The organism is Albimonas donghaensis, from assembly GCF_900106695.1.
GTDB classification, from domain to species: domain Bacteria; phylum Pseudomonadota; class Alphaproteobacteria; order Rhodobacterales; family Rhodobacteraceae; genus Albimonas; species Albimonas donghaensis.
The window spans coordinates 49,709-68,188 of sequence record NZ_FNMZ01000006.1; the positions used below are offsets into that span (position 1 = coordinate 49,709).

The following is an 18,480-nucleotide window of genomic DNA, read 5'->3' on the forward strand; positions in this document are numbered from 1 at the left end:
GCCGCCCTCCCGTCCCCGCCACGTCGCCCCTGTCCCCGCCTTCGCCGCGGGGTTGACGCCTCGCCCCGCGCCCGCGAGCGTCGCCCCCCCCCCCCCCCCCCGCGCCGGAGCCCCCCGATGACCGCGCTTCCCAACGACCTCGCCACGGAGCTCACCGCCTTCCGCCGCGACCTCCACCGCCACCCCGAGCCCGGCGCCGACACCCCTCGCACCGCCGCCCGCATCGCCGACCGGCTGGAGGCCGCGGGCCTCGCGGTCACGCGCGGCGTCGGCGGGCATGGGGTGGTGGCGACGCTGACCCGCGGAACCGGCGGCGCCGTGGGGCTGCGCGCCGACATGGACGCCCTGCCCATCGCCGAGGCGACCGGCCTGCCCCACGCCTCGATGCGTCCCGGCGCCTTCCACGGCTGCGGCCATGACGGGCACTCGACGATGCTGCTGGGCGCCGCGCTCGCCCTCGCCGCCGACCCGGAATTCGCCGGAACCGTCCATTTCATCTTCCAGCCGGACGAGGAGAACGGCGCCGGCGCCCGCGCCATGATCGCGGACGGGCTGTTCCACCGCTTCCCCATGGACGCGGTCTACGGCCTGCACAACATGCCGGGTCTGCCCGTCGGAACCCTCGCCATCCAGAGCGGCCCGGCCATGGCCTTCGAGGACAATTTCGAGATCCGGGTGCGGGGCGCGGGCGGCCACGCCTCGGCCCCGCATCTTGCGGTGGACGCCATCGTCGCCGGCGCCGCGGTGGTCGGCGCCCTGCAGACCGTGGTCGCGCGGGGCGTGGACCCGGATGACTTCGCCGTGGTCTCCGTCACCGGGTTCGAGACCGACGGCGCCCGCAACGTGCTCGCCTCCAACGTCCTCATCACCGGCGACTGCCGGGGCTATTCGCTCGCGACCCGGGACCTGCTGCGCGCCCGGATGCGGCAGGCGGCCGAAGGCGCGGCGGCGGCCCTGGGCGCGCGGGCGGAGATGACCGCCGCCCAGTCCTTCGCCCCGCTGGTCAACCCGCCCGAGCACGCCGCCCGCTGCCTCGCCGCCGCCGCGGACGCGGGCGCCCCGACCCATCCCGACTACGGCCGCATCGGCGGCGCCGAGGATTTCGCGGAGATGCTCGCCCACCGCCCCGGCGCCATGGCCTTTCTCGGCAACGGGACCGAGGGGCCGCACGGCGCCTCGCTCCACAATCCCGGCTACGACTTCAACGACGCCGCGATCCCCGCCGGGGTCCGCTGGTGGGCCGCGCTGGCCCGACGGGCCTGCGCCGCCGGATGAGCCCACCTGGTTGTCCAGGACGCGCCGACCTGCGAGGACGGCTCCGCCGCCGCGTTTCGCCGGGAGACCCCGCCTTGCCGAATTCCCCCTTCAGCCGCCTCGGCGCGCTCGGACCCGCGGTGTCCGCGGCGCCAACGAAAGAGGTGCTCCGCGCCGGTTCGGGGGCGCTGGTCGGGCTTGCGCTGGTCGGGCTGGCGATGGCGGGCCTGGCGATGTGGGAAACCGCCGCCGGCGCGCCCTGGCTGGACGGGCGGCTCGGCCTGCACCTGATCGCGCCGTTCGGCGCCAGCGCCGTGCTGCTCTTCGCCGTGCCCAACAGTCCGCTGGCCCAGCCCTGGCCGGCTGTGGTGGGCAACACGATCGCCGCGCTGGTCGGCGTCGCGGTCTGCCTCACGGTCCCCGAGCCCATCCTGCGCGTGGCGCTCGCGGTCGGGCTGGCGGTGGCCGCGACCCTGCTGTGCCGCGCCGTGCACCCGCCGGCGGGGGCGGTGGCGATGACCGCCGCCCTGAACCCGGACGCCATCGCCGATCAGGGCTTCGCCTTCGCGCTCGCCCCCGTCGCGACCGGCACGGCGCTGCTGGTGCTCGCCGCCATGGCCTGGGCCCGGCTGACCGGACGACGCTATCCGCGCCGCCCCTTCGACGCCGCCGCCGAGCCGCCCTCGCCCATCGCCCGGCTGGGCCTGGGAGAGGCCGAGCTGACCGGGATCCTCGACCGCTACCGCCAGAGCCTCAATCTCGGGGTCGAGGACCTGGCCCGTCTGATCGGCGCCGCCGAATTGCAGGCCGCCGGCCAGCGCGCCGGCCCCCTGACCGCCGCCGACATCATGTCCCGCGATCTGGTGACCGTGCGGCCCGAGGCGCCGCTGGGCGAGATCGCCGACCTGTTCCGCCGCCGCCGCTTCGCCTCCCTGCCCGTGGTCGACGGACAGGGCCGGTTCCTCGGCGTGATCTTCCAGATCCACCTGATCGCGCGGGCGCGCAACGACGCGCTGCGCCTGGACCGCGGCTTCGGCGCGGCCATGGCCCGGCTGGTCGATCCCCGGCGCGAGAAGCCCCCCCGCGCGGCCGAGATCATGTCCGTCGCCGGCCCTCGCGCCACGCTGGTCACTCCGATCGCGGCCCTGCTGCCGCTGATGGCCGATGGCGATGTCGAGGCGATCCCGGTGCTCGCCCATGGCCGCATCCTGGGCATCGTCACCCGCACCGACCTGGTGGCGGCGCTGGCCCATGGCAGCCTGCGCGCGCCCGACGCGGCGCCCGGGCGGGAGGCGGGACCGCCGAAGGGCTGACGCCGCCCCCAGGCGCCGCGCGCCAGTCCGGCCCGGCGGCATCACCCCGCCCCCATCGCGCGCCCGGCGCGCCCCCGCGCGACGCTTCGCGTTGACAGGCGACGCCGGGGCGGGCGATGCATCTGGTCGACATGCCCGACCTGCGCTCCGCCATTCACCTCATCGGCCTGCTGGTCGCGGCCCTCGGGCTGTCGATGCTGGCGCCGATGGCCGCCGACCTGATCGACGGCGACGCCAACTGGCGCGGCTTCGGCGTGTCCGCCTTCCTCTGCGCCGTCACCGGCGGGCTGATCGCGGCGGCCAGCAAGACCCCGCGCGGCGCCCGCGGCCTGTCGATCCAGGAGACCTTCCTGCTCACCTCGCTGTGCTGGCTGCTGCTGCCGGTCTTCGGCGCCCTGCCCTTCATGTTCGGCGCCCCCGGCGCCACCGTCACCGACGCCTTCTTCGAGGCCATGTCCGGCCTCACCACCACCGGCTCCACCGTGTTCTCCGGGCTCGACCACATGCCCCGCGGCACGCTGCTCTGGCGCGGCATGCTGCAATGGTTCGGCGGGGTCGGCATCGTCGTCGTGGCCATGGCCTTCCTGCCCGCCCTGCGCGTCGGCGGCATGCAGGTGTTCCGCTCCGAGGCTTTCGACACCTTCGGCAAGATCCTGCCCCGGGCGGGCGAGATCGCGATCTCCATCTCCTGGGTCTACGCCGGGCTGACGCTGACCTGCATCCTCGCCTACGCCGCCTGCGGCATGTCGCTGTTCGACGCCGTGGTCCATGCCATGACCTCGATCTCCACCGGCGGTTTCGCCAATTACGACGCCTCGCTGGGGCATTTCCCGCCCCAGGTCGAATACGTCTCCTCGGTGTTCATGCTGCTCGCCTCGCTGCCCTTCGTGCGGCTGGTGCAGCTCGCCTCCGGAGAGGCCCGGCCGATCTTTCGCGACGAGCAGGTGCGCGCCTTCCTGCTCGCCATCTTCGCCTTCGCCCTGGCCATCCTCGCCTTTCGCATGGTCACCGATCCCGTCCCCCACGCGGCCGGGTTCGAACAGCACCTGCGCGAGACGCTGTTCAACACCGTCTCGATCATCACCGGCACCGGCTACGCATCCGAGAACTACGTCTCCTGGGGCTCCTTCCCCGCGGCGGCCTTCTTCCTGATGGGGCTGGTGGGGGGCTGCGCGGGGTCGACCTGCTGTTCGGTGAAGATCTTCCGCTATCAGATCGTCGCCGCGGCGGTCTGGAGCCAGATCCAGCGCATCCACTCCCCCCACGGGGTCTTCGCGCCGCGCTTCGCCGGGCACGCGGTGGACGAGGACGTGATCTCCTCGGTCATGGGGTTCCTGTTCATGTTCTTCCTGACGCTGGCGGTGCTGTCGGTGGCCATGGGGATGCTGGGCTACGACACGGTGACGGCGATCTCGGGGGCGGCGACGGCGCTGGGCAATATCGGGCCGGGGCTGGGCGACATCATCGGGCCGGCGGGGAATTTCGCGCCGCTCTCCGACGCCGCCAAATGGCTGCTGGCGCTGGGCATGCTGCTCGGGCGGCTGGAGCTGATGGGCGTCTACGTGCTGCTCACCCTGTCCTTCTGGCGGGGCTGAGGCGGCGCTCGGCGACGGCGAGGGCGCCCGGCGACGGCGACCGGGACGAGCCGCGTTCAGGCGAAGACCCCGTGCAGGAACCACGCCCCGAGCCCGCCCGGCGCCGCGCCGCCGCGTTCCTCGAAGATCCACAGCCGCTCGCCGGTCTCGGTCTCGATCCGCCAGTAATCCCGCGGCCCGCCGCGCCAGGCGGGGTCGTCCAGCCACCATTCCGGCGCGATCCGCTCGGGGCCCAGCGCATCGCGCACCCGCCGTTCGCCCCGGCGCCACACGAAGGCCTCCGGCGGGCGGGCGGGACGGGTCAGGCGGATCGGCTCGGGATCGAACAGCGCCAGCGGCCGGGCGCCGGGCGGGGCCACGGGGCGCCATCCCGTCGAAGGCGGCCCCGACCAGGCGGCGGCGGCGAGATGGGCGCATTTCTCCGGCAGGTAACTGTCGCCCGGTTGCAGACGGGTCAGACGCTCCAGCCCGATCCGCGCGCCCATCCGGCCGAGCAGGTCGGAGAAATCCGCCCCCCCGCCCGGGGCCATGCGGGCCTGCGCCTCGGCCCTCGCCTCGAAATGCCCGCGCATCCGGCGGTCCGACAGGGGCTCGACCTGCACCGCCTCCAGCCGCACCGCGTCGACCCCGAACCCCGCGTCGAAGGCGTCCAGCGCCCGCTCGAACAGTCCCGCCAGCCGGGCCGGATCGCGCCCCGGCCGCGCCAGCCCCACCTCCTGCGCCTGCTCCCCCCCGTCCACCCGGCGGATGGCCAGCCGCAGGCGGCGCGCGCCCAGCGCCTCCGCCTCCAGCCGGGCGCAGAGCCGCTCCAGCAGCCGGGCCAGCGCGGCCTCCAGGTCGGCGCGCAGGCCGATGGGCTCGGGCAGGGTCAGGCGGGCGGCGTGGATGCGCGGCGGCGGGGCGGGAGAGACGGGTTCGGGCGCCGCCGCCAGCGCCTGATCGAGCCGCGCCGGAAGCTCCGCCCCGAAGCGGCGGGCGAGCGCCGCGCGGGGCATCCCGTAAAGGTCTCCCACGGCCCGCAGGCCCAGCCGCATCAGCGCCGCGACGGTGGCCGGCGGCAGGCGCAGGCAGGCCACCGGCAAGGGCGCGAGCGCGGCCCGCGACCCGCCGGGGGGGGCGATGGCCACGGGCGGCGCCTCGCCCCCGGCCTCCGCATCCCCGCCGCGCCGGGCGCGCGCCCAGCCGCCCCGCCGCTGCGTCCCGCGGGACGGCGCGCGCACCCGCGTCGCATGGGCGTCCTGGCGGATGGCGTCGCCGGCGGCGTCGCGCGACGGGCCCGGCGTCTCGCCCCCATGGCGGGCCAGCGCCCAGGCGCCGCCGCGGCTGTCGGCGATCCCGGCCCGCGCGCTCAGCCCGAAATCCGCCAGTTCGCGCACCATGCGCGCCGCCATCTCCGCCTCTCCGCCGAACAGGTGCGCGCAGCCGGTGATGTCCAGCGCCAGCCCCCCCTCGCCGCCGCGCTCGGGCGTGTCCTCCCACGCCTCCGCCGCCGCCCAGGGCGAGAACCGCTGCGCCCAGCGCAACAGGCCGGCGCGGAACCGCAGCTCCGCGCCGCGGTCCCGCATCCGGGTGGAGAGGTCGGGCAGCATCGCCCGCGCGTCGGCCAGCGCCATGCCGGGCGCGAGGCCCGCCGCCAGCGCCGCCCGGTTGACCGAGATCAGCCGCAGGCCCAAGGCGAGGTCCTCGGCCACCGCGAAAGGCGCCCAGCCCCCGTCCCTGCGCCCGCTCCCCCCGTCCCCGTCCCCGGCCCCGTCTCCGTCTCCGGCCGCGCCGTCCGCCTCCTCCGCCAACCCGTGATGGGCCATGCCCGGACGGCGCAGCTCACGCTCCGCGGCCAGGAGCGGCAACCAGAGGCAGAGGATGCGGCGTCGGGACATGCAGGGTCTCGGAGCGACTCAGGCGAGAACGTTCTTGATATGTTCTCATTTTGCGCCCCCCGCATCCCGGAGTCGAGCCGCCCCCGGCCCCGCCCCTCTCCGCCAGCCGGAACCGCGCCCCGCCCCTCGACGCCCCTGCCAGGCGGACCGCTTCCGGGCGCCGCGCGCCGGCGCGACGGCCGGGCGTCCGCGCGGGCGGGCGGGTGGGGCGCGGACGGTCGGGCGGCGCGCCGGCGCGCCCCCGGCCGCGAAAAAGGCCGCCCCCCGGCAAGGGGGGCGGCCCGTGTTCCGCCGTCAGGCGACCCGGCGTTCCGGCTCAGAAGTTGAGCGACAGGTTCCGGTGCGAGGCCTCGCAGGCCGCCACCGCCAGCGCCACGTCGTTGGGCATCCGGTCCAGCGCCCGCACGCCGATGGAGCTGCCGATGCCGCCGACATAGGCCTGCAGCCCCGGCGCCAGCTCCTGCTCCGCCCGGCTCCGCCAGGCCAGCTCGGCGTCCAGCTCCGCGATCGCCTCATCCAGCGCGGCGCGGGCCAGATCCTCGTCCGGGTCGTCCGAGCGCAGGGTCTTGCGCGCGTCGTTGACCGCCGAGCGCACGTCCGAGGCGCCGTCGATCTCCCCCACCGCCGAGCGCAGCTCCGACACAGGGTCCACCAGGTCGGCGGGCGCCGCCTGGCCGATGCGGTCGCGGAACGCCTCCAGCGCCGGCCGGATGTCGCGCAGCGCGTCGACCGCCCGGATCAGCGTCAGCGTCTCCAGCGCCGGCGACGCGGCGTCCTCGCCGGCCCGACGATACTGGCGGCGCAGGTTCTGCTCCTCGCGGTTGATCTCGGCGAAGGTCTTGTAGGCCGCGTCCCACTCAGCCGGGATCCGGCCGCGCAGCTCCTCGGCCTCCAGCATCAGGGTCTCGATGCGGGCGGCCTTCTCGGCCTTCTCGGCCTCGATGCGCGGCCCCTCGCCGATGGTGCGGTTGATCGAGGTCTGAAGCTCCTTGGCCTCGGTCTCGGCCCGGCCGATGTCCCGCTCCAGCAGGCGCACCCGGTCATGCAGCGGACGATACTCCACCGCCGCCGTCTGCACCCGGTCCGCCGCCTGCCCCGCCTCGGGCAGCAGGCGCAGGGCCTCCTCGGCGCTGTCGAAGCTCTCCGACAGGGCCTTCGCGGTCCGCTCCGGCAGGTAGGACAGATCCAGCCGCCGCGCGTCCGAGATGGCCGAGCGGATCGCCCCGCCATTGTCCTCGATCCGCGCCAGCGCGTCCTCCTCCAGGCACATCTGCAGACGCGGGTTGCGGGGCGGCGGCGCGGTCTCGGCCGTCAGCCCGACCCGGTTGGGCAGATAGTTCACCAGCGGCGGATAGAGCCCGACCACCATCAGCCCGATCAGCTGCAGGGAGATGAAGGCGATCACCCCCTTGTAGATGTCGGTGGTCTTCACCGCGGCCGGCGCCACCCCGCGCAGGTAGAACAGCGCGAAGCCGAAGGGCGGCGTCAGGAACGAGGTCTGGATGTTGAGCCCGATCATCACCCCCAGCCAGACCGCGGTGATGTTCGCGGTCGGGTCGGCCAGCAGGATCGGCGCCACGATCGGCACCACGACCACCGCGATCTCGATGAAGTCGAGGAAGAACCCCAGCACGAAGATCACCGCCATGACGATGACGAACTGGGTCCAGAACCCGCCGGGCAGCCCCTGCAGGAAGTGGCGCACGATCTCCTCGCCGCCGAAGGCGCGGAAGGCCGCGGTCAGCACCGCCGCGCCCAGCAGGATGATGAACACCAGGCTCGTGGTCTTGGCCGTCTCCAGCATCACGCCCTGCAGCGTCTGCTCGATGTTCATCACCCGGATGCCGGACCAGACCAGCGACGCCAGCAGCGCCGCGGTGGCGGCCAGCGCCAGATACAGCCCGGTCTGGTCGTCCTCCGGCCCCAGCGCCTTGATGTTCAGGGACCAGTTCTCCCCGATCACGTAGAGCGCGATCAGCGACACCACCGCGATGATCGCCGGCGTGTAGGCGCCCGGCGCGTCCTCGCGCAGGCGGTAGCCCGCCATGATCAGCGCGCCCGCCGCGCCGATGGCGCCGGCCTGGTTCACCGTCGCCACGCCCGCGATGATCGATCCCAGCACCAGGAAGATCAGCGCCAGCGGCGGCACCAGGATCAGGATGGTGCGGCCCCAGAAACGCGCGTTGCGCTCGCCCTCGAAGGGCACGGCGGGGGCCAGCTTGGGCCGCAGGATGGCGAAGCCGAGGATGAAGGCCATGTAGAGCCCCACCAGCAGCATCCCCGGCACGAAGGCGCCCAGGAACATCTCGCCCGCCGAGGTGCCGGACACGTCGAGCTCGGAGGGCATGGAGATCTCGCCCGTCGCCGCCTTGTGCAGCGCCTTGCGCGCGTTCGACGCCTGGTCGGTGGCCGAGGCCAGCTGGTCGGCCAGGATGATCAGCACGATCGAGGGCGGAATGATCTGCCCCAGCGTGCCCGAGGCCGCGATGGTCCCCGTCGCCAGCGGCTTGGAATAGCCGTTGCGCATCATCGCGGGCAGCGAGATCAGGCCCATCGCCACCACGGTCGCGCCGACGATGCCGGTGGTCGCCGCCAGCAGCGCGCCCACGAACACCACCGCGATGCCCAGCCCCCCCGGGATCGGGCCGAAGAGCTGGGCCATGGCGACCAGCAGGTCCTCGGCGATCTTGGACCGCTGCAGCATGATGCCCATGAAGATGAAGAGCGGAATCGCGATCAGCGTGTCCCGTTCGACCTCCCAGTAGACCCCTCGCAGGTTGGTGACGCCGGCCGACAGCCACTGCGCCGGCCCTCCCACCGCGAAATAGGCGTCGGTCGTGCCCTCGAGCACATAGCCGGTGAGCGCGGCGGCCGCGATGGCGATGATCGCCGAGCCCGGCAGCGCGAAGGCCACCGGAAACCCGGAGCCCAGCGCCAGGGCCATCAGCGCGATCAGCACGAAGATGAAGACGACTTCCATGTTCTACCCTATCCCTTGGCCGGCTCAGGACACCGAAGCGCCGTCATGCTCGCGCGCGCCCGGATCGCCACGGCGATCGGCGACGGCATCGAGCAGCATGGCGCAGAACTGGATCAGCATGGTCATGGCGAAGATCGCCAGGAACCCGGCCATGAGGTACTTGACGTACATCCCGAAGCCGGTCTGCGTGACCTCGAAATTCAGCAGCGGCGCCATGATGATCGACGTGCGCGAGGTCATCCCCAGCATCATGATCGTCCAGCACAGCACGATCCCCAGGATCAGCGCGCCGATCGCGTTCACCAGCCCCTTGGTCCTGCTGGAGAAGCCCGCGTAGAACACGTCGACCCGCACATGCCCTTCCTCCAGCAGCGTGTAGGCGGAGGCGAACAGGAACAGCGCCGCGTACCAGAACCGCACCAGGTCGCCCATGAACGCCTGCTCATAGGCGAAGATGAAGCGGCTGAGCACGATCATCAGCTCCGCCGCCACGATCAGCAGCGCCAGCCAGGTGAAGCCCAGGGTGCGGGTGAAGAAGGCGGTGACGAAGCCCAGGACCAGCAGCGGGATATGCACCGTCGGGCCGCGGAACAGCGGACGGGCCAGGTCGTTGGCCAGCGTCTCGCCGACCAGCACCGGCAGGATCTCCTCGACCCGCAGGAAGGAGATCACGGCGTCGACCAGCCCGACATAGAGCACCGCGAAGAAGGCGCCCCGGATCACCCAGGCGTTGAAGTCTGTGATGCGGTCCGCATCCTCGCGCAGGCCGATGACCGGCGTGCGGAACACGAAGGCCGCCGCCGCCGCGATCCCGGCCGGATAAAGCAGCAGCAGCAGCCAGGCGCGGATGTCGCCGCCGCCGGCCAGCGCCTCGCCCGGGCCGGGCACGCCGACGATCAGCGTCAGCCAGGTCTCGAACACGAAAACGCCGAGGCAGAACAGGTTCGCCCAGGCGACGAACCGGAACAGCCGGTCCACACCGTCATTGCCGCCGGCGCGTCCGATGCGCCGGATGGGATCCGTGGCCGCGGTCATCCGATCCTCCACCCCTGAAAACGTTTGGCGGAGCGGGGAAAACCCCCGCCCGCATCCGAAGTCAAGCGGAGACCGGCGTCCCGGCGCCCATAAGGCGCCGGGCGATGCGGGCGGGACAGACCTGCGGTCAGACCCCCAGCACGCGGTTCCGCTCGTTGACGAAGGACGTCTCGAAGCCCTTCATGTAGCCGGCCAGTTCGCGCAGGTTCGACTGGAACGAGGCGTTGATGCGCTCGGCCAGATCCGAATGGGCGGCGGTCTCCTCGAAGACCTCCTCCGCCGCTTCGCCGAAGGCGTCCCACGTGTCCTCGGAGAAGTTGCGCAGCTCGACGCCGTTCTCCTCGACCATGCGCTGCAGGTACTGGCCGTTCAGCGCGTTGGACTCGTCGTAGGAATAGGCGAATTCCTGCTCGGTCGCCGCGTTGATCACCGCCTTCTCGAAGTCCGAGAGGCCGGCCCACCATTCCGCGTTCATGCCCAGCGCCATGCCGCCGGCCGGCTCGTGCATGCCGCCGGTGTAGTAGTGCTTGGCCGCGTCGAAGAATTTCATGAAGTAGTCGTTGTAGGGACCGACCCACTCCGTCGCCTCGATCGCGCCGGACACCAGCGACTCGTAGATCTGGCCGCCGGGCAGCGACACCACCGAGACGCCCAGCTTCGACATCACCGTGCCGCCGAGGCCCGGGATGCGCATTTTGAGCCCGCGGAGATCGTCCACCGACTCGATCTCCTTGTTGAACCAGCCGCCGGCCTGCGCGCCGGTCGACCCCGCCGGCAGCGCCTTGACGCCGAATTCGCCCGACAGCTCGTCCCAGAGCTGCTGGCCGCCGCGGAACTTCAGCCAGGCCGAGTATTCCGGGTGCGTCATGCCGAACGGCACGGAGGAGAAATAGCTGAACGCCGGGTGCTTGCCGGCCCAGTAGTATTCCGCCGCCGAATAGGCCTGGGCGTTGCCCGAGGCCACCTCGTCGAAGGCGTCGAACGCCCCGACCCGCTCGCCGGCCGCGAAATACTGGGTCACGATCGCGCCGCCCGACAGGGCGGTGATGCGGTCGGCCAGACGCTGCGCCGACATGCCCACGCCGGGAAAGTCCCGGGGCCAGGTCGAGACGATGATCATCTCGCGGCGCGCCTGCGCGACGGCCGGCGCGGCGAGCGTGGCGGCGGCGGCGCCGCCCAGCGCGGCGCCCCTCAGAAACTGGCGGCGTTCCATGTCGAACTCCCTCGGAAGCGGATGAGGCCGGGCCGGACGCCCGCCCCTCGGACGGAAGCGGACCTAGCCGAGCCGTCGCGGCGTCACAATGCGCCGCCCGAGAGAATCCGAAGGAACCCATAGTATTCCGCGCAATTTTCGGACAACATCCATGGGTCGCCGAAAAATGCCGTGGGGTCAGAGCGTTGAGTTGCCGCTGCGGCGCCCCCTCCGCGCCCGGGCGCGCCGAATCGCCCCGCCGGAGGCGGCGGGCCTCGGCGTCGGACGGTCCGGAACGGGCGTCGGTGTCGCGCATGGGCGGCTGCGTCCACGCCCCGTTTCGCCGCGCCACGGATCCCCGGGCGCCGGCGGCGCGGGACGCGCGCGCGACGGGCGGGAACCGGGATGCGCGGGCGCGGGGCGCCCTTCCCTTGAAACGAAAAGGCGGACGGCCCGACGCCGTCCCCCCGGATCTGTCAGCGGTGGCCGGCGCCGCGAGGACGCCGGCCGTTCGGGCGCGGCTCAGAGGCCGAGCACCCGGTTGCGCTGGTTCACGAAGCCGATCTCGAAGTTCTTCATGAAGCCGCCGATCTCCTTCAGGCTCGCCTGGAAATCGTCGTTGATCTTCGACGCGAGCGCGGAGTGATCCGCCGTCTCCTCGAAGACCTCGGCCGAGGCCTCGCCGAACGCGTCCCAGACCTCGTCCGAGAAGTTCTCGACCTGCACGCCGTGCTCGTTGACCAGCTTGCCGAGGTAGACGCCGTTGTTGGCGATCGCCTCTTCGGCCTGGTTGGCGAGCTCTTCGTAGCAGGCGGCGGTCAGCATGGCCTGCTCCCACTCGGTGAGCGAGCCCCACCAGGAGGCGTTCATCCCGAAGGACAGCCCGCCGCCCGGCTCGTGCATGCCGGCGGTGTAGTAGTACTTGGCCGCTTCATAGAGCTTCATGAAGTAGTCGTTGTACGGCCCCACCCACTCGGTCGCCTCGATGGCGCCCGACACCAGGTTCTCGTAGATCTGGCCGCCGGGCAGCGACACGGTGGACACGCCCAGCTTCGACATCACCGAGCCGCCGAGGCCCGGAATGCGCATCTTGAGGCCCTTGAGGTCGTCCGGGGTCTCGATCAGCTTGTTGAACCAGCCGCCGGCCTGGGTGCCGGTGGCGCCGCAGGGCAGGCATTTCAGGCCGAACTCGCCGGCCAGCTCGTCCCACAGGGCCTGGCCGTTCTTGAACTTGATCCAGGCGTTCCACTCGGAGTTGGTCATGCCGAACGGCACCGAGGTGAAGTAACCCCAGGCCGGGTGCTTGCCGATCCAGTAGTAATCCGCGGCGATATAGGCCTGCGCGTTGCCCGACGCCACCTCGTCGAAGCTGTCGAAGGCGCCGACCCGCTCGCCGGCGGCGAAATACTGGGTGACGATCCGACCTTCGGTCAGCTCGGTGATGCGCGCGGCCAGCCGCTGAGCCGAGGTGCCCAGACCCGGGAAGTCCCGGCCCCAGGTGGAGACGATGATCATCTCCTTGCGGCTCTGCGCGATGGCGGGGGCGGCCAGACCGGCCGCGGCGACGCCGCCGAGCGCGGCGCCAGTCAGAAATTGGCGTCTTTCCATGAGTCCCTCCCTGTGGATCGGGTCGTGCCGGGCTCCCCCCCGACAAGACGACTGGGGCGAATAAACCAGACGCGGCTGGTTCCCACAATCGCATTTTCGCCGCTTTTTCAGGGCGCGACGCGCATACTTGCGAGTATGTCGTCCTGTTGTCGGCAATTCGATGCGGATTGTGTCCGACAGTGCCGAATGTGCCCTAACGTCGTCCCGACCCGAGCCGTTCGCGCGCCCCGGACCCGCTCGACCCCCGCGGCGTCGCGTCCTTGGCGCGCGCGGGGCCGGCGGTGCTAACCCTGAGCCCTCCATTTCGGCCGCCGCGGGGAAGCACGGATGACGGTTCACCACATCATGCCCGATCACGAGCTCGGCGGCGGCGGGGTGATGATCGCCCGCCTCGTCGGCGCCTTCGCCGCGCGGGGCGAGGCCGCGGGACACATGGTCGTGCTGCCCGAGAACACCGAGCCCCGGCAGCGCGACCTGTTCAGGGACCTGCCCCACCGCTTCGGCGCCTTTCCCGGCCGCGGCTCGCTGGTGAAGATGGCCAGGGCCATCGCCGCCGGCGCCGCGAAGGGCGACGTCATCCACGCCCACGGCTCCCGCGCCGCCATGGCCGCGGCGCTCGCCGCCGCGGTCCGGCGCGACCTGCGCGTGGTCTACACGGTCCACGGCTTCCACGGGCTCGCCCAGCCCGGCCCGCTCGGCCTGCGCGCGAAGATCGAGCACCTGCTCGCCCGCCGGGTCGACGCCACCGCCTTCGTGTCCGAGGCCGACGCGGCGCTCGCCCGCGAACACGGCCTGCGCCATCGCGGCCCCGCGCAGGTGATCGAGAACGGCATGACCATCCCCGCCGCCGACCCCGACGCGGCCCGCGACGTCGACCTGCTCTTCGTCGGGCGGCTGGTCTACCAGAAATGGCCCGAGGCCTTCGTGGAGACCGCGGCCCTCGTCCCCGGCGCCCCGCGGGTGGTGATGATCGGCGCGGGAGAGCTCGCGCCCGTGATCGACGCGCGGCTGGCGGCGCTCGGCCTCGCCGATTTCACCCGCCATGACGGCCTCCCCTCCGAGGAGACCCTGGCCCTGATGCGCCGCGCCAAGCTGGTGGTGATGACATCGCGCTGGGAAGGGCTGCCGACCGTGGCGATCGAGGCCGCCATGTCCGGCGCCCTGCTCACCGGCTTCGACATCCCCCCGACCCGCGGGATCCTGGGCGAGGCGGCGGACGCCTGCCTGACCCCGGCCGAGCCCGCGCAGCTCGCCGCGCGCCTCGCCGCCCTGCTCGACGACGACGCGGGCCGCGCGGCGCTGGCCGGCCGGCTGGAGACCGACGCCCGCGCCCGCTTCGACGCGGGCCGGATGGCGGACCGCTACGCCGCGCTCTACGCCGCGCTCCCCGCCCGCTGAGCGCTACTCGGCCGCGGCCGCCTCGCGCTTCGCCGCCTCCTCGTCGCGCAGTTCCTTGCGCGACAGCTTGCCGACCGGCGTCCGGGGCAGCGCGTCGCGGAATTCCAGCGCGCGGGGCATCTCGTGCCGGCCCAGCCGTTCCTCCAGGAACGCCTGCAACGCCTCCAGCGAAAACGGCGCCGCCCCCGCCTTCAGCGTCACGAAGGCCTTGGCGCTCTCGCCCCTGTAGCCGTCCGGCACCCCGATCACCGAGCATTCGGCCACGTCGGGATGCTCGTAGACCGCCTGCTCGATCATCTGCGGATAGACGTTGAACCCGCTGGAGATGATCAGGTCCGACTTGCGGTCCACCAGGTAGAAGAACCCGTCCTCGTCCATCCGCCCCATGTCGCCGGTCAGGAACCAGCCGTCCACATGGCTGGCGGCCGTGGCGTCGTGGCGGTTCCAGTAGCCGGCGGTGACCGGGACGCCGCGAATGGCGATCTCTCCGACCTCGCCCGGCGGCAGCGCGCGGGTCGGCTCGCCGTGGTCCACCACCCGCATCTCCATCCCCGGCAGCGGCACGCCGATGGTGCCCGGCCGCGCCGACTGCGCGCCCTCGGGGACCGAGGTGCCGGCCCCGCAGGTCTCGGTCATCCCCCAGCCGCCCAGCAGGGGCAGCCCGGCCTTGCTCTCGAACCTGCGCCCCACCTCGACCGGCAGCGGCGCCCCGCCGGACCCGGCATTGGTCAGCGAGGAGATGTCGCGCGTCTCCATCCCCGGATGCGCGGCCATGGCGATCCAGATGGTGGGGACGGCCGGGAAATAGGTGATCTTGTGGGTCTCGATATCGTCGAAGGCCTGGTCGGGATCGAAGCGCATGCGCAGCACGATCCGCCCCCCCGTCTCCGTGGTCCGCATCAGCACCACGGCCAGCGCGTAGATGTGGAACAGCGGCAGCACGCAGAGCGTCGCGCCTTCCTCGGCCAGCGCCGGGTCTTGCGCGGTCCAGGCGTTGTAGGACCGCACCGCGCCCACCAGGTTGCGATGGCTCAGCATCGCCCCCTTGGGCAGTCCGGTTGTCCCCCCGGTATATTGCAGCAGCGCCACGTCGTCGGGGTCGGAGGAGCGGTCGGGCCGCGTCTCCGGCGCCCCGGAAAGGAACGCCCCGGCGTCGATCACCCCGGCCCGCTCGGGCAGAGGCGCAAGCGGGACGGAGAACGGTCCGAACGCCCCCTCGTCGCACAGGATCACGCGTTCGATCACGCCCTCGTCCAGCAGATGCAGCGCCATCTTCACCAGCTCGGGCAGGTTGATGGTGACCAGCGTCTTCGACCCGGAATCCGTGACCTTGTGCGCCAGCACACGGTAGGGATCGAGCGCGCTGAGATGCGCGACCCGCCCCCCCGCCGCCAGCGCGCCGTAGAAGAAGAACGGATGCCACAAGGTGTTGGGCAGGTAGAGCGCCAGCGTGTCCCCGCGCCCGAACCCGTCCGCGGCCAGCGCGTTGGCGGCCTGCCACACCCGGCGGCCCAGCGCCTCATAGGTCAGGTCCGGCCCGCGATAGCTGATCGCCACCTTGTCCGCATAGCGCGCCACGGCGGCGGCGAAGGCGTCGGGGACGGTCTCGTCCGTCAGGGAGACGTCCCAGCGCACGCCTTCGGGGTAATGCGCCTCCCACGGATGAGGGGGCCGCGCGCCGGCGGTGTCGGTCATGCTGATTTTCCTCCCGGGGGCCGCCCTGTCTGCGCGGGCTGGCCGTCATCGTTTGACCGCAACGGTAGGGAGAGGGAGGCCGCGGCGTCAATAGCCCCTGCGGAGAGGGAGGGGACGAGGGGCAGGGACCGCGCGGCCCCGCCCCCCGTCCTGATCGGGCGCCCTTACTCCGCGGCCCTGGTCGCCGCCGCCCGGATGCCCGAGATCGTGGCGAAGGGCGAGATCGCCTCCACCGACGACTTCGCATGGATCACCACCGGCCCGTCATGGGCCAGCGCCGCGTCCACCGCCTCGGCGGCTTCCTCCGGCGTGGTCACGGTCAGGCCCAGCGCCCCGAAGGCCCGGCCCCAGGCCGCGAAATCGGGGTTCTTCAGCCGGGTGCCCGCGATCCGGCCCGGGAAGGCCTTCTCCTGGTGCAGGCGGATGGTGCCGTAATAGCCGTTGTCGGAGATCACGATGATCGGCGTCGCCCCCTCCGCCGCCGCGGTGGCCAGCTCGGACCCCGTCATCAGCACCCCGCCGTCGCCGCAGAACCCCAGGACCTTGCGGCCGGGGAACCGCAGGGACGCCGCGATGGCCGCCGGCACGCCCAGCCCCATGGCGCCGCCCGCCGCGCCCAGCGCCTGCGTGGTCCCGTCCCAGGGCCATTCCGAATGCACCCAGCCCGAGAAGTTGCCCGCATCCATGGTCAGGATCGCGTCCTTCGGCGCCTTCGCCGCCAGCGCCCGGATCATGTGGCCGAAATCCAGCCCGTCGGGCCGCGCCTCCGGCGCCTTGTCGCGCATGGCGCGGGCGTTGGCGTTGATCCCCGCGGCCCAGTCGGCGCGGCCGGCGGGAAGTTCCGCATTGCGCTCGGCCAGCCCCTGCAGGAAGGCCACCGGATCGGCCGCGAGACCCATCTCCGCGGCGATCACCTGCCCGATCACCCCGGCATCCGCATGGACATGGATCAGCGGCTGCTCCGGGACCGGCGCCCGGGGGAAGCTCCACCCCTGCGTCGGCGTGTCGGCCAGCCGCGTGCCCACCGCGATCACCAGGTCGGCCTTCTTCAGCGGCTCGATCACCGCCGGCGGCAGCTTGAAGCCCAGATGCCCCGCGTAAAGCGGCGAGGCGTTGTCGAACAGGTGCTGGTTCTTGAAGGTCAGCGCCACCGGGATGCCATGGGCCTCCGCCGCGCGGGAAAGCGCGGCGCGCCCCTCCTCCGACCCCACGCCATGGCCCGCGATGATCAGCGGGCGCTCGGCGCGCGCCAGCATCGCCATCGCCCGGTCGATATCGGCGGATGCGACGCCGGCCCGCGGGATCGGCATGGCCGGGACCACCGGGGCGGAGGTGAACTCCTCCAGCATGTCCTCGGGCAGCACGATGATCGCGGGGCCGGGGGTCGGCGAACAGGCGGCCTGCACGGCGCGGGCGACCACCTCCGGAAGCTGGGAGGGGTCGTTCACCTCGCGCACGAACTTGGCCATGCCGCCGAACATCTGGGTGTAGTCGACCTCCTGGAAGGCGCCGCGCCCGCGCTCCCATTTCGCGACCTGGCCCAGCAGCACCACCAGCGGCACGCCGTCCTGCTCGGCCAGGTGCACGGCGATGGAGATGTTGGTCGCCCCCGGCCCGCGCGACGCGGCGCAGAGCCCGGGCCGGCCGGTCAGCTTGGCGTCGGCCGCGGCCATCAGCCCGGCGCCGCCCTCATGCCGGCAGACCACCGTCTGGATGGTCGAATCCTCCAGCGCGTCGAGAAAGCTCAGATAGCTCTCCCCCGGCACGCAGAACATGCGGTCGAAGCCCTGGGCCTCGAGGCAGCGCGCCAGCAGGTCCGCCGCGCGCATCCCGCCCGGTTCCGTCATCTCGGTCTCCTCCCGATCTCGTTCTCGCCGGCGTCTCGGAGCGGCGGTCCGAAGCGCCGAGCGCCCCCGCGACCCCAGGCCGGATTGACCCGGATACTCGCGCCGGGAAGATTTCGCCGCAACCCGCCATCCGCGCAACCCGCGGATATCCCCCGCGCCCAGGCGCCCGAGCCGCCGCACGAAACGGATCCTCCCGACGCATGCCCCAGGACACTATCTCGCCGCCCCTGCCCGATCACGCCTATGACCCGCTCGCCGCCGAGCCGCCCTATCCCTACCAGGAGCTGATCGGGTTCCGGATCGTCGAATGGCGGGAGAACCACGCGGTGGTCGAGCTGCCGGTGGCGACGAAGCACTACAACCGCCACGGGCTGCCGCATGGGGGCGTGCTGGCCTCGCTGCTCGACACGTCCTTCGGCTTCGCGTCCTGCTGGTGCCCCTATCCGGGCCGGGTGCGGCGCGCGATGACCCTGTCGCTGACCATGAACTACGTCGGCCAGCTCAAGGGCGACACCATGCGCGCGACGGGCTGGGTCACGGGCGGCGGGCGGCGCAGCTTCTTCGCCGCCGGCAAGATCGAGGACGATACCGGCGCGCTGCTCGCCACCGCCTCGGCCGCGATGCGCTGGCGGGGCAATGGCGGCGACCCGATGGGCGATCCCGTCGACCACTGAGCGACGGCCCGC

The 18,480-nt window shown here is 72.6% G+C and carries 12 protein-coding genes; 5 read left to right on the top strand and 7 right to left on the bottom strand.

The genetic code is table 11. The annotated features are described in order from the left end of the window. Nucleotides 1-117 precede the first annotated feature (117 nt). The 3 genes from BLV24_RS15635 to BLV24_RS15645 all read left to right on the top strand — a co-directional run bounded on the left by BLV24_RS15635 (nt 118) and on the right by BLV24_RS15645 (nt 4,162). Nucleotides 118-1,275: an amidohydrolase gene (locus BLV24_RS15635; RefSeq protein WP_092683474.1), complete on the top strand. Its 1,158-nt coding sequence runs from the start codon at nt 118-120 to the stop codon at nt 1,273-1,275. A gap of 74 nt (nt 1,276-1,349) precedes the next feature. Further along, complete coding sequence (locus BLV24_RS15640) at nt 1,350-2,567, top strand: HPP family protein (RefSeq protein WP_245710596.1); 1,218 nt, start codon at nt 1,350-1,352, stop codon at nt 2,565-2,567. 131 nt (nt 2,568-2,698) lie between these two features. Beyond that, complete coding sequence (locus tag BLV24_RS15645) at nt 2,699-4,162, top strand: TrkH family potassium uptake protein (RefSeq protein ID WP_092683712.1); 1,464 nt, start codon at nt 2,699-2,701, stop codon at nt 4,160-4,162. Between the two features lie 56 nt (nt 4,163-4,218). On the opposite strand, the gene BLV24_RS15650 is transcribed toward BLV24_RS15645, so the two are convergent. The 5 genes from BLV24_RS15650 to BLV24_RS15670 form a co-directional block, all read right to left on the bottom strand. Then, a complete protein-coding gene (locus tag BLV24_RS15650) occupies nt 4,219-6,039 on the bottom strand; it encodes a DinB/UmuC family translesion DNA polymerase (protein ID WP_092683476.1) in 1,821 nt (606 codons plus the stop codon). A gap of 316 nt (nt 6,040-6,355) precedes the next feature. After that, nucleotides 6,356-9,019 (bottom strand): TRAP transporter large permease, encoded by a 2,664-nt coding sequence (locus BLV24_RS15655; RefSeq protein WP_092683478.1) that lies wholly within the window; start codon nt 9,017-9,019, stop codon nt 6,356-6,358. Nucleotides 9,020-9,043: 24 nt separating this feature from the next. After that, a complete protein-coding gene (locus BLV24_RS15660) occupies nt 9,044-10,054 on the bottom strand; it encodes a TRAP transporter small permease subunit (protein ID WP_092683480.1) in 1,011 nt (336 codons plus the stop codon). Nucleotides 10,055-10,181: 127 nt separating this feature from the next. Further along, nucleotides 10,182-11,267, bottom strand: a complete 1,086-nt coding sequence (locus BLV24_RS15665; RefSeq protein WP_092683482.1) for a TRAP transporter substrate-binding protein — start codon at nt 11,265-11,267, stop codon at nt 10,182-10,184. Between the two features lie 501 nt (nt 11,268-11,768). Then, nucleotides 11,769-12,854, bottom strand: a complete 1,086-nt coding sequence (locus BLV24_RS15670; protein ID WP_092683484.1) for a TRAP transporter substrate-binding protein — start codon at nt 12,852-12,854, stop codon at nt 11,769-11,771. Between the two features lie 327 nt (nt 12,855-13,181). On the opposite strand from BLV24_RS15670, the gene BLV24_RS15675 reads away from it, so the two are divergent. Continuing rightward, on the top strand, nt 13,182-14,252 hold the full coding sequence (locus tag BLV24_RS15675) for a glycosyltransferase family 4 protein (protein ID WP_092683486.1): 1,071 nt from the start codon (nt 13,182-13,184) through the stop codon (nt 14,250-14,252). Nucleotides 14,253-14,255: 3 nt separating this feature from the next. On the opposite strand, the gene BLV24_RS15680 is transcribed toward BLV24_RS15675, so the two are convergent. After that, nucleotides 14,256-15,947, bottom strand: coding sequence for an AMP-binding protein (locus BLV24_RS15680; protein ID WP_092683488.1), 1,692 nt, complete (start codon nt 15,945-15,947; stop codon nt 14,256-14,258). 164 nt (nt 15,948-16,111) lie between these two features. Continuing rightward, nucleotides 16,112-17,794, bottom strand: coding sequence for a thiamine pyrophosphate-dependent enzyme (locus BLV24_RS15685; RefSeq protein ID WP_245710597.1), 1,683 nt, complete (start codon nt 17,792-17,794; stop codon nt 16,112-16,114). Between the two features lie 200 nt (nt 17,795-17,994). On the opposite strand from BLV24_RS15685, the gene BLV24_RS15690 reads away from it, so the two are divergent. Then, nucleotides 17,995-18,468, top strand: a complete 474-nt coding sequence (locus BLV24_RS15690; protein ID WP_092683490.1) for a PaaI family thioesterase — start codon at nt 17,995-17,997, stop codon at nt 18,466-18,468. The last annotated feature ends 12 nt before the right edge of the window (nt 18,469-18,480 follow it).

What these genes read in the sequence shown, in the direction of transcription:
- BLV24_RS15655 (WP_092683478.1), bottom strand. Translation starts at nt 9,019, where the DNA reads ATGGAAGTCGTCTTCATCTTCGTGCTGATCGCGCTGATGGCCCTGGCG.
- BLV24_RS15680 (WP_092683488.1), bottom strand. Translation starts at nt 15,947, where the DNA reads ATGACCGACACCGCCGGCGCGCGGCCCCCTCATCCGTGGGAGGCGCAT.
- BLV24_RS15675 (WP_092683486.1), top strand. Translation starts at nt 13,182, where the DNA reads ATGACGGTTCACCACATCATGCCCGATCACGAGCTCGGCGGCGGCGGG.
- BLV24_RS15645 (WP_092683712.1), top strand. Translation starts at nt 2,699, where the DNA reads ATGCCCGACCTGCGCTCCGCCATTCACCTCATCGGCCTGCTGGTCGCG.
- BLV24_RS15665 (WP_092683482.1), bottom strand. Translation starts at nt 11,267, where the DNA reads ATGGAACGCCGCCAGTTTCTGAGGGGCGCCGCGCTGGGCGGCGCCGCC.
- BLV24_RS15650 (WP_092683476.1), bottom strand. Translation starts at nt 6,039, where the DNA reads ATGTCCCGACGCCGCATCCTCTGCCTCTGGTTGCCGCTCCTGGCCGCG.
- BLV24_RS15660 (WP_092683480.1), bottom strand. Translation starts at nt 10,054, where the DNA reads ATGACCGCGGCCACGGATCCCATCCGGCGCATCGGACGCGCCGGCGGC.
- BLV24_RS15685 (WP_245710597.1), bottom strand. Translation starts at nt 17,794, where the DNA reads ATGACGGAACCGGGCGGGATGCGCGCGGCGGACCTGCTGGCGCGCTGC.
- BLV24_RS15690 (WP_092683490.1), top strand. Translation starts at nt 17,995, where the DNA reads ATGCCCCAGGACACTATCTCGCCGCCCCTGCCCGATCACGCCTATGAC.
- BLV24_RS15670 (WP_092683484.1), bottom strand. Translation starts at nt 12,854, where the DNA reads ATGGAAAGACGCCAATTTCTGACTGGCGCCGCGCTCGGCGGCGTCGCC.
- BLV24_RS15635 (WP_092683474.1), top strand. Translation starts at nt 118, where the DNA reads ATGACCGCGCTTCCCAACGACCTCGCCACGGAGCTCACCGCCTTCCGC.